17 protein-coding genes, 1 pseudogene and 1 CRISPR repeat array are annotated in these 15983 nt (G+C 36.4%); of the genes and pseudogenes, 8 read left to right on the forward strand and 10 right to left on the reverse strand.

Annotation, left to right across the window (positions count from 1 at the left end):
* The 8 genes and pseudogenes from CYP84_RS04350 to CYP84_RS10880 all read left to right on the forward strand — a co-directional run.
* Positions 1-1708: TM1802 family CRISPR-associated protein (locus CYP84_RS04350; protein ID WP_103636793.1), on the forward strand; the 1708-nt coding region annotated here is incomplete at its 5' end.
* Positions 1709-1718: 10 nt separating this feature from the next.
* The gene (gene cas7b, locus CYP84_RS04355; RefSeq protein ID WP_103567823.1) at positions 1719-2660 is read left to right on the forward strand and encodes a type I-B CRISPR-associated protein Cas7/Csh2; all 942 of its coding nucleotides are present in this window, start codon (positions 1719-1721) and stop codon (positions 2658-2660) included.
* Position 2661: 1 nt separating this feature from the next.
* Positions 2662-3372, forward strand: a complete 711-nt coding sequence (gene cas5 / locus CYP84_RS04360) for a CRISPR-associated protein Cas5 (RefSeq protein ID WP_103636794.1) — start codon at positions 2662-2664, stop codon at positions 3370-3372.
* Positions 3350-5548: a CRISPR-associated helicase Cas3' gene (gene cas3, locus CYP84_RS04365; protein ID WP_103636795.1), complete on the forward strand. Its 2199-nt coding sequence runs from the start codon at positions 3350-3352 to the stop codon at positions 5546-5548. The genes cas5 and cas3 overlap by 23 nt, the downstream gene beginning before the upstream one ends.
* Positions 5548-6079 (forward strand): annotated as a pseudogene (locus CYP84_RS04370) (Dna2/Cas4 domain-containing protein). Before cas3 ends, CYP84_RS04370 begins: the two are co-directional and overlap by 1 nt.
* Before the next feature lie 8 nt (positions 6080-6087).
* A complete protein-coding gene (cas2, locus tag CYP84_RS04375; protein ID WP_103636796.1) occupies positions 6088-6366 on the forward strand; it encodes a CRISPR-associated endonuclease Cas2 in 279 nt (92 codons plus the stop codon).
* 9 nt (positions 6367-6375) lie between these two features.
* Positions 6376-7374, forward strand: coding sequence for a CRISPR-associated endonuclease Cas1 (gene cas1, locus CYP84_RS04380; protein WP_103636797.1), 999 nt, complete (start codon positions 6376-6378; stop codon positions 7372-7374).
* Positions 7375-7526: 152 nt separating this feature from the next.
* Positions 7527-8871: direct repeats of the CRISPR family, unit length 30 nt; unit sequence ATTAGAATTTACTCCGTTGGAGTTTGAAAC.
* 9 nt (positions 8872-8880) lie between these two features.
* Positions 8881-8979: a S26 family signal peptidase gene (locus CYP84_RS10880; RefSeq protein ID WP_219809659.1), complete on the forward strand. Its 99-nt coding sequence runs from the start codon at positions 8881-8883 to the stop codon at positions 8977-8979.
* 161 nt (positions 8980-9140) lie between these two features.
* Here CYP84_RS10880 and CYP84_RS11285 read toward each other — a convergent pair whose 3' ends face one another.
* The 10 genes from CYP84_RS11285 to CYP84_RS04435 form a co-directional block, all read right to left on the reverse strand.
* Entirely contained in the window at positions 9141-9662 is a 522-nt protein-coding gene (locus CYP84_RS11285) for a helix-hairpin-helix domain-containing protein (protein WP_103636798.1), read from the reverse strand.
* A gap of 136 nt (positions 9663-9798) precedes the next feature.
* Positions 9799-10155: a 50S ribosomal protein L19 gene (gene rplS / locus CYP84_RS04395; protein WP_021088038.1), complete on the reverse strand. Its 357-nt coding sequence runs from the start codon at positions 10153-10155 to the stop codon at positions 9799-9801.
* A gap of 8 nt (positions 10156-10163) precedes the next feature.
* Positions 10164-10856 carry a tRNA (guanosine(37)-N1)-methyltransferase TrmD gene (trmD, locus tag CYP84_RS04400; protein ID WP_103636799.1) on the reverse strand — a complete coding sequence of 231 codons (693 nt, stop codon included), beginning with the start codon at positions 10854-10856 and terminating at the stop codon, positions 10164-10166.
* A complete protein-coding gene (gene rimM / locus CYP84_RS04405) occupies positions 10853-11383 on the reverse strand; it encodes a ribosome maturation factor RimM (protein WP_103636800.1) in 531 nt (176 codons plus the stop codon). Before rimM ends, trmD begins: the two co-directional genes overlap by 4 nt.
* Positions 11376-11618: a KH domain-containing protein gene (locus CYP84_RS04410; RefSeq protein ID WP_009293991.1), complete on the reverse strand. Its 243-nt coding sequence runs from the start codon at positions 11616-11618 to the stop codon at positions 11376-11378. The genes rimM and CYP84_RS04410 overlap by 8 nt, the downstream gene beginning before the upstream one ends.
* A complete protein-coding gene (gene rpsP / locus CYP84_RS04415) occupies positions 11618-11845 on the reverse strand; it encodes a 30S ribosomal protein S16 (protein WP_009293992.1) in 228 nt (75 codons plus the stop codon). The genes CYP84_RS04410 and rpsP overlap by 1 nt, the downstream gene beginning before the upstream one ends.
* 71 nt (positions 11846-11916) lie before the next feature.
* Positions 11917-13257, reverse strand: a complete 1341-nt coding sequence (gene ffh, locus CYP84_RS04420) for a signal recognition particle protein (protein ID WP_103636801.1) — start codon at positions 13255-13257, stop codon at positions 11917-11919.
* Between the two features lie 62 nt (positions 13258-13319).
* A complete protein-coding gene (locus CYP84_RS04425; RefSeq protein ID WP_103636802.1) occupies positions 13320-14078 on the reverse strand; it encodes an RluA family pseudouridine synthase in 759 nt (252 codons plus the stop codon).
* On the reverse strand, positions 14075-15211 hold the full coding sequence (gene waaA / locus CYP84_RS04430) for a lipid IV(A) 3-deoxy-D-manno-octulosonic acid transferase (RefSeq protein ID WP_103636803.1): 1137 nt from the start codon (positions 15209-15211) through the stop codon (positions 14075-14077). Before waaA ends, CYP84_RS04425 begins: the two co-directional genes overlap by 4 nt.
* An 8-nt stretch (positions 15212-15219) precedes the next feature.
* Positions 15220-15927, reverse strand: a complete 708-nt coding sequence (locus tag CYP84_RS04435; protein ID WP_103636804.1) for a zinc ribbon domain-containing protein — start codon at positions 15925-15927, stop codon at positions 15220-15222.
* Between the last annotated feature and the right edge of the window lie 56 nt (positions 15928-15983).

Genomic DNA, 15983 nt, shown 5'->3' on the forward strand with positions numbered 1-15983 from the left:
AAATCTAAAAAATGGCGATCATAAATACGACAAGATCCAAGTCTATCTTTGCGACATAGCAACCAAGCAGATCGAGCCAAATTTCAATATAAGTAAAGATGACTTAATAATATGTAGATTTGGCGTTGGAGCAAATTCTGGCAATCTTTTCCCAAATTCTCAATTTTTATCCAAAGACGTAAATAAAGACGAAGCTAAATTTATAAGAGGCATTTTGAAATCTATTTCAAATTTGCTCTCACTTTTTGAGCCAAGCATTATAGAAAAAGACGCTATTTTATCCATACTATCAAGCATAAACGAAGAGTATTTTGCTGATATTATAGATGAGATCAAAGGTCTTGATGAGCTAAAAAACGAAAAAGGCAAAAAAGTCGCTACTTTTTTCTCGCTCTCGTATGATGATAAGCCGGTTTCTGCATATTTTAAGCAAATTTTTGAAAATCATATCAGTGTAAAAGAGCAAAAATCATCTTACGGATATGATATTTTGACAAATGAAAAAGGTATCGGTGGCGATGCAAATTTAGCATTTTGCTCGGTAAATGAGATGCCCACTAATATGCAATTTATCAAATCAAAACTACTGCCACTGAGCGCCAATAGCGCAAAAAAGGTAGAAAATGGCTTTAAAGCGATAAAAGATAAGCTATCGCATAATTTTTATGGTATGAAAATAGCTATTTTACCGACTATTTTGAGTAGCTCAGTAAATTTAGAAGAGATCGTAAAAATACTTGAAGAGACTTCAAAGAGCGACATAAAAGATATTGAAATAGCCGAAGAAGCCATAAAATTTAGCATAGATTATTATCTTGAGACAACAGCTAAAAAGCAGGAAAATTTACCTGTTTTAAATACGATTTTATTTTACACGCAAAGCAACGCTGCTATCGATTTGAAGCTTGCGATAGACGATGTTTTGCCATCTTTTATCTCTCGCATCTCAAATTTAATGAGCTGTTTTAACATAAAAGCCTTCTATGAAAAAAATAGCGGCACAGATGAGACAATTTACCTGCAAAATTTATTTGAAGATAGGCTTGGCGTGATGAACTTTTTACTATCAAGAAATAAATTTGATTTAGAGATTATGATAGAAAGATATAGCGATCTGATTTATTATGGTAGCGTCAATAAAAGCTACGCAAAAAAGTTGGAATGGAGCAAATACTTTAACGATTTTTATAAAGAAAGAAAGTTTGAAAATATTGCAAAATATCAAAATTTCTTTAATGAGACCAATGTCTTAAACAAAAAACTAGTCTTTCAAAAGGAGTGCGATTTGGAAAATTTAACCGATAAAAAAGAACTGATCAAAGAGCTAATCAAAAATAGCGAGTTTTTAAATCAAAACGATGCGCTCATTAGCGCTTATTTGCTCGGTATGCTAAGCGCAGCCCTGATAAACTGGCAGCTTGGCGTGAACGGCGGCGTATCTTTTAGCAACTGGCTCAATGACTGCGGATCTATAAGTATGGAAAATTTGGAGCGAATTTGGACCAAGTGCGACGAGATGATTAGAAAACTTAAGGCCGCTTCTGGCAAGCCAAATTCTAACATTGAAAACATAAAAGAGTGTTTGATCGAAATTTTACCGCAGGTCTTTTCTAAGGAGAGAAAGATGGTAAAAACCTCGCATACTACGCTTGCTTTTGCTATGGGCGGAAGCGATTATCGTAAATTTATAAAAGACAAAACAAAATAAGGAGAATAAGATGCGAAAAAAAGAGATACTTTTTTTATGGGACGGAGAGAACTGGAACCCAAATGGCGACATGCTAAAGGATAACGCTCCTAGGCGAGATGATGAAACTGGCGTAGCTGAGGTGACGGACGTGCGTGTAAAAAGGACTATTAGAGATGAGATCATGAAAAAAGACGAGGCGTCGATTTTTATAAAGGAGTATAGGATAGAGGACGCCCTGCTAGACGCTAAAACTGCGATCAGACAGAGCATAAATATAAAGCAAGGCAAAAGCGAACTGCAAAAAGAAATTTTGTCTAAATTTATCGATATCCGCGCATTTGGCGGAGTTTTGCCTATTTCAGATAAAGATGAGATGAAGCAGGATAAGGAGATAAAAACTGCAGGCGTTCAATTTACTGGGCCAGTGCAGTTTAGACTAAGCAAATCCCTAAACAAGGTCGAAGTAGAGCATATTAAAGGAACTGGCGCTTTTGCTAGCGATTACGATCCAAACGATCCAAAAAAACAAAAAGATCAAGCGACTTTTAGAGAAGAGGAATTTATAAAATACGCTATTTTTGCCACTTACGGCATCATAGACAACTATAATGCAGCAAAAACAGGCTTTAGCGAAGCCGATGAAGCTAAAATTTTAAAAGCTTTGTGGCACGGCACTAAAAACCTAACAACTCGCTCCAAAATCGGTCAGACTCCGAGGTTTATGCTAATCATCACATACAAAGACGATACATTTGCAGGCGATCTAAACAATAGCATAAGCCTAAAAAGCGAAAAAGAAGATAGAGTGGTAAGAAGCATAAACGAATACACTATCGACTTTACAAATTTAAAAAATAAACTCGCAAGATACACTGCAAATATAGAAAAGATAGAGTATATGAGCGATTATGATTTTGAAGCGATAAACAAAGGGAATTTTGATAGCAGCTGGAAAAAGATAGAGGCATAAAATGAGCATTATTGCTTTTAGATTATTTGGCGATTACGCTCATTTCTCGCATCCAGCAACGATTTATTCTAGCCTAACCTATCCAGTGCCACCAAAAACTACCATAATGGGCTTTTTAGGCGCTGTTATAGGCGAGGAAGAGTACTTTAAGCTTTCAAACATCCAATACAGCGTAAAAATAAATAGGCAAATTTTAAAAAAGAGTTTTGTCTTTAACGGCATAAAATTTGCCCTCTCAAGCAATATGCACATAGAGGAAGGCTGTCAAAACGCAAAAGAGAAAAAGCAGTTTTACAGAGAGCTAATCTGCTCGCCGTCTTATGTCGTATTTTTAAATTTAGAAAATTTAGAGCAAATATATAAAGATAAAATAATCTCAAATTTAAAAGAGCATAAAACTGCCTTTACGCCCTATCTTGGGATAAATTTTTGTATAGCGGATTTTAGCTGGATCGATATAAAAATATGCGAAAAAATATCACAAGATGAAAGCTTTATAGATACATTTACACTTATGGATGATTTTGTTTTTGAAGGCATTGATGAAAATGCGAAATTAACTACGGCAAGAATGCCTTGTGGCTGCGAAAATGGACGAATTTTTAAAGATTTTAAAGACTTTGTAATGGAGATAAACGGCAAAGAGCTTATAAAATCCAAAAATCATGAAAATATTTATCAGATAAACGATGAAAGAGTCTATTTTATTTGACGAGTTTTGGTCTCATCCAAATAAACTTTTAGAAAATCATATAAAAAATATGATCTCGCCTGACGATGAAGAGCTGGATAGGCAGGTCAAACTCTACCACGACATTGCAAAACTGAAGAATAATTTTCAAATTTACATCAGAGATACTTCAAACGACAAGCTGGATAAAAACCACTCGCTTTTGTCGGCATATTTTTTCTTGTTAAACTCAAAATTTGATGAGGTACCGACTATATTTGGCTTTCTTGCCATCGTTTCGCACCATGGCGACGTGGCAAATTTAATGACGCTAGCTAGGGAGGCTAATAAATTTTTCAAAAACCAAAAAGAGCTAGAGCAGTGGGATGAAGTGGCTGGCGCTGTTAAAAACATTAAGATCTATTCTGGATTATCTACAAAAAAAGATGAGTTTTTAGATAGAGCTGAAAAGCTTCGTCAATACTTAGTTTTATCGCAGTACAGGCACAAATTTACCTATGAGGACTTTATAAATTTCAAAAGCCTGTATTCAAATTTGATTTATAGCGATAAATTTGAAGCTATTTTTAGCATGCCAAAACAAGAAAGTAAAGATATACCGATAGATGTTTTAGAGAGTGATATCAAAAATTTACCGCCAAATAAAAAGCGAGATGCGTTTAGAAAATTTGTTTTAAATAACTTTGACAAAAACTACAAGCTTTTTACTTTAACTGCGCCTACAGGCTATGGCAAGACCTTGACGGCATTAAATTTTGCATTGAAATTTAACAAATCTCGCATAATTTATGCACTTCCATTTACCTCAATAATCGATCAAACCTACGATATAGTCGCAAAAATTTATAAAAATAGCGATATTTTGGTCAGCAAGGCACACCACAAAACGACAATAGGCGAAGAAAATCTAACCAAAGAGGATAGATACTCAAAGATTAAATTTCTAATGGAGTCTTTTAGCGGCGAGATAAACGTAACTACGCTTTATCAGCTGATATTTGCGCTATTTGGTAACAAAAACAAAGATAATGTTAAATTTAATCAGCTAAAAAATAGCGTCGTTATCATCGACGAGGCTCAAGCGATCCCATATAACTTTAGAAAAGATTTTATCCTGCTTTGCGAGATCATTTCGCAGTGGCTCGGCACTATTTTTATATTTATGTCGGCGACGATGCCGGTTATCAAAAGCAAAAAATTTAAAGAAATTTCAAATTTAGACTATTTTGCAAAGCAGGATAGATACGTCATAAAATGGCTTGATATAGGTGGCGAAGATGAACTTTTGGAAAAGATTTGCGAAAGCGCAAGCGATAAAAATACTCTAGTCGTCGTAAATACTATCAAAAAAGCACAAGAACTATTTGTAAAGCTAAGAGATAAATTTAGCTGTTTTTGCCTAAACGGATATATGTATGATGATCACAAGCGCGCTACTATAGAGGCTGTAAGGTGCGCGGTAAATAAAAGCAAAGTTGATCCACTCGCAAGCAAAATTTTACTTATCTCCACGCAGTCCATAGAAGCTGGAGTGGATCTTGATTTTGACGTTGGATTTCGCGAAGTCTCGCCCATTAGCTCTATCATACAAACAGCAGGGCGCGTAAATAGGCATTTTGGAGCAACAAGGGGCGAGCTATACGTCTTTCCCGAAATAAGTAAATTTACAAATTTGATTTACGGCGATCTATATAAAGTTAGCGGGGCTATTTTGGGCGATCTTAAGCAAAAAGAGGTGCGAGAGAGTGAAATTTTAGAAATTTCAAATTTGTATTTTCAAAAAATAAGCAATCAACTGGAAATTTTGCATATAAAAAGTGAGATAAAAAAGTTGGAATTTGAAAATATAAATCAAAAAATCGAAGATATCATGAACGACAACTACAAACAAACTATAATAATCGAGCCTGAAGAAAATTTCATTAAAGATTTTGAAGCTAAAATTTTTGAGATCAAAAATAGTCCAAATGAGAAATTTACCATAAGAGATCTTTTTAAAAACCACATCAGAAAGTTGCCAGAATTTAGCATAAACGTAGCGTTAAAAGATATGAATAAGCTAATGCCAAATTTAAAACAGATAAATGGGCTTAAAGATATGTTTTATCTGCCATTTGGCTCGTCTTATTTTTATAGTGCCGAGTATGGCCTTAAAAAAGATACGAATTTGGATATTGAGGACGATGTATTTGACTAATGTTCTCAAAAGATCAGATCACTGGCACACTTGTGAATTACTACGTCACCTGTAAGCGTGAGGCGTGGCTTTACGCACATCAGATCCACGCGGACCAAGAGGATGAAAACGTGCTAATGGGCAAGGCTTTGGCTGATATCAAAGAGAGCGATTTGCAGGACTTTGTATTTTCAAATTTGAAATTCGACAAACTTTCCAAGCAGCGCGGACATTATCTTATCACCGAGTATCCTCGCTTTAGCGTTACGAGCGCGAGCGAAGTAAAAAAGCCTAAAAAACGAGCTTGCAGGCAAGATGCAGCTACTTTTTTACATCTATCTTTTAAAAACGGTCTTAAACTTAAAAGAGGTAAAAGGCAAACTAATAAGCGGTAAAAAGGTGATATTAGTGGAAGATAGCAGTGAAAATTTCGCTCTGATCGAACAAATTTTAGGCGAGATAAGCGCGCTTGCAAATTTAGAAAAGCCGCCCAAATTTACGCAGGGCAAATTTTGCCAAAACTGCGCATATCGCGACTATTGCACTGTTTAGGAGAGAAGATGTATGTGATACTTTTTTACAACATCGCAGGGCGCGAGCAAAAAGAGCGAAATAACGCAAATCGCATCAGAAAAGCGGTCGAGAAATTTCTGCCTCGCGTGCAGTTTTCAGTCTATGAGGGCGAGATCCGCGAGAGCGACTTTAAAAAGCTAAGCAAGACGCTACAAAAAGAGTGCGTAGACGAGCTTGACTCCATCGTGATCTACACATTTAACTCACTAAAATACTCCGAGCGCATCGTCATCGGCGTAGATAAAAATAGCCCGGTATTTAGCTAAGGAGCAAATATGCAAAAGAGCGATAGGACGCACTTTATACTTAGTCCAGGCAGGCTTTATAGGCAAGATAATAATATCTATTTTGAAAAATTTGACGAGACTGGCGCGCTTGTCGCTAGTAAAATTTTGCCGATAAACGCGATCGATGAAATTTACGTGCTAGCAAAAGTGCAGATCGACACCTACACCATCGCGTTTTTGGCGGATAATAACATCCTTTTGCACATCTTTAGTCCGTATCAGAGCTTTCGTGGGAATTTCTACCCAAACACGCCAAACTCCGTAAATAAAAGTGGCTTTGTGTTGCTGTGCCAGCTCCGCTCTTTTGACGATCCAATCAAACGTGCATATATCGCGCGCGAGATAACTCGAGCCCACATTATAAACGACGCGGCAAACTGCAAAAGACACGGCGTGAAATTTGACGCACAGCCATACTTAAAGGCACTAGATGCCGCCACTAGCGTGCCTGCAATAATGGCGATAGAGGGTGCATTTCAAAAGCTCTACTACGAAAAGTGGAACGAGATCATCGCAGATCAGCGAAGCTTTAAATTTACCGTCCGCTCAAAACGCCCGCCCGCTGATAAGATCAACAGCTTCATAAGCTACGTAAATACGCGCATTTATAACGTTTGCCTCAGCGAAATTTACAAGACCGAGCTAGATCCTCGCATCGGCTTTTTGCACGAGCCAAACTACCGCGCGTTAAGCCTTCACCTCGATCTTGCGGAGATTTTTAAGCCGATCTTGGGCGATACGCTGATTTTTAACATGCTAAATAAAAAAGAGATCACCGCAAAGGACTTCCAAACGGACGCTGGCAGGATAAAATTTAGCAACGACGCCGTGCAAAAGATCGAGCTAAAGATGATCTCACGCCTTTGCGAGACGCTCACGGTGGGCGGTAGGGAGCTAACGTGGAGGCAGGTGATCCGCCGCGAAGCAAACAAGCTTAGAAAGTGCATCTGCGAGGACGCGCCTTATGAAGGCTTTGAGTGGGAGTGAAATCGCATTTTAATAAAGCGTTTTTTAAGATTTTAAAAAGCTTGAAATTTAGGGCTTGGCGTATTTACACATGGCTAAATTTTAGTCAAATTTAAGGCGAAAAAATATAGACTTCTTGCATCAAAAGGCCTATAAATCAGCTTTTTGGTGCTATTAGAATTTACTCCGTTGGAGTTTGAAACAACTATCTGGATCAGCTGGATTAAACAAAGGCTTTTATTAGAATTTACTCCGTTGGAGTTTGAAACTTAAAGGTGTCGCAGCCGAAAAAGCCGAAAAAGCATTAGAATTTACTCCGTTGGAGTTTGAAACACTACAACACCAACACAATAGACGCAGTAGGTGCAAATTAGAATTTACTCCGTTGGAGTTTGAAACGGATTAGGCTTGCCAGCATAGATGCGCCAGAAAAGAATTAGAATTTACTCCGTTGGAGTTTGAAACTGATATATAGGCTCTTTCTTTATGAGCCAAAGAATTAGAATTTACTCCGTTGGAGTTTGAAACCAATTATGTTTAGCGCCGCTTTGATGAAATATATCATTAGAATTTACTCCGTTGGAGTTTGAAACCTGGTAAAGCTTGTATTAAAAAGCGGACTTAGATTAAATTAGAATTTACTCCGTTGGAGTTTGAAACGGCTTTCGCTGCTTTCTTTCTTTGCTGAGATAAAGTATTAGAATTTACTCCGTTGGAGTTTGAAACTTTTCGCATTTATTACCCAAAACCTCAATTTCACAAAATTAGAATTTACTCCGTTGGAGTTTGAAACGGCGATAGTAAAAGGATAAAAATGAAATTCATAAAATTAGAATTTACTCCGTTGGAGTTTGAAACCAACCAGCAAAGAACAGAGTTTAAAAGCTTTAGCCATTAGAATTTACTCCGTTGGAGTTTGAAACATTCTTGTCGGCGTTTTGGCGGTCGTCAAGCGTGCAATTAGAATTTACTCCGTTGGAGTTTGAAACCTCTGTGGGATGTTCATAAGTTCGTGGTTGACCCAGATTAGAATTTACTCCGTTGGAGTTTGAAACGTGTTATAGGTGTCCCAGCTTTTGACTACTTTTTCATTAGAATTTACTCCGTTGGAGTTTGAAACAGCTCGAGCCACCAACAGAGCTAAATAACTTTTGCGAATTAGAATTTACTCCGTTGGAGTTTGAAACCGTGGATGTGTAAAACACCCACAGGCACGCCATTTTATTAGAATTTACTCCGTTGGAGTTTGAAACATTCCAGTCGTCAATCAAAGCCTAAAAGGTTTTAGCATTAGAATTTACTCCGTTGGAGTTTGAAACAAAGAAACGCAAGATTTCGATGAGCTTTCGGCGTGGTATTAGAATTTACTCCGTTGGAGTTTGAAACTTGCAGGATATATCTAGGCTGGAAACTTATGGATAATTAGAATTTACTCCGTTGGAGTTTGAAACAAAGATATAAAAGATTTAGGCACAAATTTACAAGGCTATTAGAATTTACTCCGTTGGAGTTTGAAACCCACCAAACATGGTTGGCGACAACCGCAATCACTCTTTTGATAGTCGTTTTTTCAGGGCAGTTCCATATAAATTTTTAGTTGGCAAAGTTAGATGGCAGCTATTTTGACACAATTTAGCAAAAAACCTTGGCTAAAGATTATAATAAAACAAATTATTGGGTCAATAAAATTTGAAGAAGGTTATGAAATTTTTTGTCGATTATAATTAAAACAAAAATATATGAATTTATAAAACCCACTTGTAAAGACAAGCAGGTTTTAAAATGTTTTATTTCTCTAGTTTTTCTTTAAGTTTTTCTTTTTTAGATTTAGCTTTTGAAGCAGCTTTTTCTTTCTTTTCTTTTACTTTGTCAACAACTTTGTCTTTTTCATCTTTTGCTTTTTCACTCATACTAGTTTCATCTTCTTTGCTAGAAGTTAGCTCTTCTTTGGTTTTAGAAGCTTTCTTTTTAAATTTATCTTTTTTATCAGAGATTTTTTCTTTCATCTCGTCTTTTGCCTCATCCATTTTCTTCTTACCAGCTTTTGCTTTTTCGCTTACTTCGCTCTTGCCAGTAGTAGAAATTTCACCTTTTAGGTTATCAAAAGTTTTATCGCCGATGCCATTTACATTTTTGAGATCGTCGATTGAGTTAAATTTATTTGCTTTTCTATACTCGATGATAGCATCTGCTTTTGCACTGCCGATACCATCAAGACTCATAAGTTCCTCTTTTGTAGCTGTGTTTAGATTGATTGCTGCCATAGCCAAAGACGCAATAGCTGCAAGTGAAATCAAAATTTTTTTCATCTTTATTCCTTAAAAGTAAATTTGAAATAAAATTCTAGCAAAGAGTGATTAATGAAGTATAAATATCAAGTAATATAAAAATGATTTTAAATATATTTTATAGGAGAGAGTCCCTGAAAATTTCAGGGAAAAAGTTTTATTTTCTAAGTTCACGGATCTTAGCTGCTTTACCGCGTAGTTCGCGTAGATAGAATAGTTTAGCTCTTCTAACACGACCTTTTCTAAGGACCTTTATCTCTTCGATAGAATCGCTAAATATTGGGAAAATTCTCTCAACACCAACACTGTTAGCACCGATTTTTCTGATGATAAATGTTTCACCAGTGCCGCTACCACGTCTAGCTATACAAATGCCTTCAAAATTTTGAATTCTCGTTTTGTCTCCCTCGTGAATACGAGTAGCCACACGCAATGTATCTCCTGCACGGAAGTCAGGGATATTCTTACTAGCAATTTGAGCATTTTCAAACGCTTCAATGTATTTATTTCTCATGTTTTTCCTTATTTATGTGGCTTTAGCTTTTGATATAAATCAGGGCGAAAGTACCTTGTTTTGCAGTGAGCCATCTTGTTTTTTAAGTTGTGGATTTTAGCATGATTACCCTTTAAAAACTCTGAAACCACAAAGAGTGATTTAAAACTATCAGGTTTTGTAAAAGATGGAGCTTCAAGCAGATTATCCTCAAAGCTCTCTATTTCAAGGCTCATGTCGTTTCCTAAAACCCCAGGTACGTTTCTTGATATCGCGTCACTCATACAAAGTGCTGGAAGCTCTCCGCCAGTTAAAATAAAATCACCTATGCAAAAAACTTCGTCCGCCCAAAGCTCAACAACTCTCTCATCAAGACCTTCGTATCTGCTGCAAACAAAGCAAATATGATCTTTTTTAGAGAGCCTTTTTGCATCATTTTGACTAAATTTTTTACCAGCTGGTGTCAAAAAGATCATATGAGCATTTTTATATTTTTCTTTTACAAATTTGATCGACTCATCCAAAGGCTGCGGAAACATCAAAAGCCCTGCTCCACCTCCGATCATATAATCATCAACTTTATTGTGCTTATTGTTGGTAAAATTTCTTGGATTTATGAAATCAATTTCAATAAATTTATTACTAATTGCACGTTTTAAAATAGAATCGCAAAAGTAAGGTTTGACTAGATTTTCAAAAAGTGTAATAAATGTAAATTTCATGAATTTTCTAAGATGTCTCTAGCACCTTTTACCAAAATCTCTCCACTATCCAAATTTACGCTTTCGATAAAACGCTCCAAATATGGAATGTAGAAATTCTTTGGTTTACCAGCCGCAATAAGTACTTCATCAGTTTTTATGTATAAAAGTGAATTTGCAAAATTATCTTGAATATCTTCTACAATACCCAAAATTTCGCCATTTTCTACAACTTTTAATCCAATGATATCAAACTGAAAAAATTCATCTTTTTTTAGTTTGCAGTTTTTTCTAGTAAGTTCTTTTGTGGTATAGATAGTTCTATTTACAAGTGTTTTAGCAAGGTCTAAGTCATCAAAATTTTCAAACAGAACCAGCTCTTTTTGTCTGTTATAGTCTTTTATTGTTAGCTGAACACTGTTTTTATCAAAAAAGGTTACACCTTTTTTAAATTGCTCTGGGAAGTCGCTCTTGTTGTGAAGCTTTAAATAGCCCTTTAAACCAACACATCTCCCGATGGTAGCGACTTCGACAATATCACTATTCAATAGCTTTTACCGTTACTCTATAACTTGTATTGTCTTTGGCTTTACAGCCAATAATAACGGTCTTTATAGCATTTATCATTTTGCCGTCTTTACCGATAAGCTTTCCAGTGTCAACCTTATCAGCGCTTATAATGATCTCGACAAAATTTTCACCAAGCTCTTGACGCTCAATAGTCACTTTTTCTGGAAAATCAGCTATTAGCTTGGCGTATTCGTATAAAAAATTTTCAACCATTATTTTGTAATTTGTGCAACTCTGTCGCTAAGTTTAGCACCGACGCTTTTCCAGTAATCCAATCTCTCTTTGTTGAAATTTATAACATTTGGCTCAACCATAGGGTTGTAATAACCAATGCTCTCTATCCAACCGCTATCGCGTCTTTTTCTGCTATCTGTAACAACTATACGATAAAAAGGTCTTTTTTTACGTCCCATTCTTGTTAGTCTTACTACTGTTGCCATATTATATTCTCCTCTTGTTTTTAAATAAAGCTTAAATTTAGATAACAAATATCCAAATTTAAACCCTTTTATCAAACAGGTCTTTTTAAATTTGCTTGTGAAAGCATATTTGCAAGTCCTTTTGCTCCGCCCTTTCCTGAAAATTTCTTAGCAAGCTTTGAGGCATTTTCAAACTGTTTCAAAAAGCGATTTACCTCTACTTGAGATAGTCCAGAGCCAGCTGCCAAACGTCTTTTTCTGCTATTGTTTAAAAGGTCTGGATTTTCACGCTCTTTTTGCGTCATAGAGTTTATCATAGCCTTAATATGCAAAATTTCTTTTGAATTATCAAGGTCTATATCTTTTATCTGATTTGCAATATTTGAAAGACCAGGTATCATTCCCATCAAAGACTTCATGCTACCAAGCTTTTTAACGCTTTCCATTTGATCTAAAAAGTCATTAAAGTTAAACTGACCTTTTTTTATCTTTTGATTTAGACGTTTTGCCTCTTTTTCATCGATAATAGTCGATGTTTTCTCAACCAAAGTAGCTAAGTCGCCCTCGCCCATTATGCGGCTTACGATGCGGTCTGGTATAAAGCTCTCGATATCAGCTACTTTCTCGCCAGTACCAACAAATCTAAGTGGGATATTTAGCTGTTTTGCGATACTAATAGCTACGCCACCCTTTGAGTCAGAGTCAAATTTAGAAAGGATAACTCCAGAAATTCCCAAAATTTCATTAAAACTTGTAGCTGTTTTTACAGCATCTTGTCCGCTCATAGCGTCAGCTACGTAGAAAATTTCATGTGGATTTATCGCATTTTTTACATCTTTTATCTCTTGCATCAACTTTTCATCGATCGCAAGACGACCAGCGGTATCCACTAAAAGCACGTCATAAAGGCCGCTTTTTGCTTTTTCTAGTGCTTCTTTTGCTACTTTTATAGGGTTGTTTTCGTTTTCTATATAGAAAAGATCGATCTCATTTGCAACGCAGAGCTGTCTTAGCTGCTCAACCGCTGCTAATCTTTGCAAGTCACAAGCTGCGACTAAAACTTTTTTCTTTCTTAGCTTTAGATAATTTGCAAGCTTGATAGTTGTCGTAGTTTTACCGCTACCTTGCAAGCCAGCCATCAAAACAATGGTCGGTGCAACTGGTGCATAGACAAAGCCTTGGTTGCCAGGAGCTGTTAAGATAGTCGTTAAATTTGACTTGATCGCATCTAGGAAATTCTTTTGGCCTACGCCAGTTTGCTTTAGTTCGCTTTCGATAGATGTAAGCAAATCTTTGGTGACTTTATGGTGAACATCAGCTTTTAAAAGAGCTTTTTTGAGCACGTCAAGTGCGTTTTTTAGAGCTTTTTCGTCATCTACAAAACGTATCTTGCTAACGGCTAATCTAAAAGACTCGCTAATTTGTTCGAACACTAATCACCTTTCTAAGTTGTTATTAAAGGGCGTATATTACTAAATAATTTCTTTATTGCTCTTTAAATTTCAAATTTATTAGACAGCTCAAATCCAAGAGAGTTAAATTCTTTTGGGATCGGCGCTTTAAATTTATAGTCTAAAAGAGCGATAGAATAGGCATGCAAGAACATTCTATTTGCCCTATTTTTGCCGTATTTCTCATCGCCAACTATAGGTAAATTTAAGCTAGCCAAATGCACTCTTATCTGATGCGTTCTGCCTGTTTTTATGGCAACTTTTACAAGCGTTTTTTTGCCCACAACCATGAGTGGTGAAATTTCACTGATCGCCTCTTTGCCATCTTTTGATATCTTTGAAAAGGCGCCATTTTTATTTTTTATCGTTAAGATCGGCTCATTTACGACCACCTCCTCGCTCATGATGCCCCTAACTGCGGCTACGTAAATTTTCTCAACCTTCATCTTTTTAAACTCATTTATGGCAAGGCTAGCAAACTCGTCATTTTTCAAAAGAAGCAGCACGCCGCTTGTGTCCTTATCGAGTCTATGAAGAAGCGGAAATTTATAAATTTGGCTGATTTTTTCACTAGTTATCGCAGCAGGTTTGTTAATGGCTATTAAATTTTCATCTTCAAAGATAACGCTTGGCTTTGGCATCTCTTCGACGCTAAATTTAGTATTTTCACTCATTAGCGCACGAGCGATCATCACCTTTTGCCCCTTGGCATAGACTAGCCCGCTGTCGATTAGCTCCTTTGCCTCGTTGTTTGAGATGTTTTTTTGTTTGGCTAAAATTTTATACGCTTTTTCTTCACTCATAAAGTGCTCCTTATATCTTCTATGATCGCATCAGCGCTTGCTTGCACGGCGATCTTGCTCTTTTTGGCGTCACTATCTATTATGCCGCCGATCTCGCTAGCCTTTGCGATGTAGATGTTTTCAACTAGGCTAAATAACGCCTTTTGGTTAAATATAAACTCGCCGCTAATTATCACTGGGTTAAATTGTGCGCACTCGATTGGATTGTGCCCGCCGATATTTGGCACAAAACTGCCGCCAAGCACGACTACATCGCTAATGGCATAGACATTTACAAGCTCGCCTAAAGTATCAAGCAAATTTACTTTAGCATCAAATTTATGCCTTTGGCTAAATTTAGCAAAGCTAAAATCATGCTTTTTAGCGTAATCACTCGCTAGCTTTTCAACCTCTACAAATCTCTCAGGGTGGCGTGGTGCGATGATTAAAAGATCGTTTTCTTTTAAATTTAAATCATCTAAAATCATCTCTTCTTCGCTGGCATGTGTGCTTGCCAGCACGATCACTCTAGCTTTTGGCTTTTCATAAACTCTACTCACACTTGGCAAAAACGCAGCTTTTATGTTGCCAACGACCTCTATTTCACCTGCTCCTAGCGTTTTTAACCGCTCTTTATCAAGCTCGCTTTGGGCGTAAATTTTATCTATAAATTTAAAAAGATATCTGTAAAAAAAGCCAAATTTTAAGTAGCTTTTGTAGCTTCTATCTGAAATTCTAGCGTTTATCAGGATCACTCGGCTACCTTTTAGCTTTGCCATAAAAACTAGCATAAGCCAAAGCTCAGCCTCAAAAATGACTAAAATTTTGCTCTTTTTTAACCAAAATGGCAAGAAAATTTCAAATGGCAAAAATCTCGTGTTAGAGCAAATTTTACTTGCCGCTTCAAAGCCCGTATTTGTCACCACGCTTATGGCTTTGCTGTTAAATTTTTGCATCAAAGGCTTAAGCGCTTGCACCTCACCAAACGAGCAAGCATGAAAATGCACATCTGCATCTTGAAATTTAGGATTATTAAAGAGAAAAAAACGTGCCGGGATCGATCTATGGTATTTTTTTTTGAAACTTAATAAAAGTAGAAAAATAGCCCCAAAAAAATAGAGTATTGAGGCTAAAAAATAATATATTATTATCACGAAACGTGTTATTGCTCTTGTTTATATAAAATTCTGCCACAATGCGGACAAGTAACGATATCTTCGCCTTTTACAACCGCAGAGAAAGTTTTATCATTTATCTGCATGAAGCAGCCATAACAAGCTTGTTTTTTAACAGGCACAACGGCTGTGTTGTGAGCCCATTTTCTGATCTTTTCGTAAAATGCTAGTATTTTTTGGTTCATCGCAGCGACAAGTTTATCTTTTTTAGCATAGACATCTTTGCGCTCTTTTTCGATCTTTTCAAGCTCAGATGAAACCTCGCTTTTTATCTTTTCTAAATTTCCTTCAAGCTCTGTTTTTTTAGCATTTAGCTCATCTTTTTGAGCATTTTTATTGTCTATTAGTTTTTCAAGTCTAGCAATCTCTTCGTTTGCTGCTTCAAGCTGCTCTTTTGCGATATCTTCTTCAAGACCTAGAGCTTTTATCTCTTTTTCGCTTTTTGCGCTTGAGCTTTTTTTAGCCACGTCTTTGATCTTTGCGCTAAACTCTGCGATGTGAGCGTTTGTGCCTGATTTTTGTGATTTTAGATCATCTACCTCTTCGTCAAGTCTTTCTACATTAACCGCTATAATTTCACACTCTTCTTCTATGCTTTTATAGGCTTTTTCTACTTCTTGTATGCGTGGCATGAAACCATCTATTTGTTTGTCAAGATCAGATAATTCAACTAATTGTTGCAAATATTTATTCATAATGTTTCCTTTTTCTGTTAGCAATATGTAAATGGGTTTTTAGAATTGCTTATTAT

It is taken from the genome of Campylobacter concisus (assembly GCF_002912425.1).
GTDB classification, from domain to species: domain Bacteria; phylum Campylobacterota; class Campylobacteria; order Campylobacterales; family Campylobacteraceae; genus Campylobacter_A; species Campylobacter_A concisus_AH.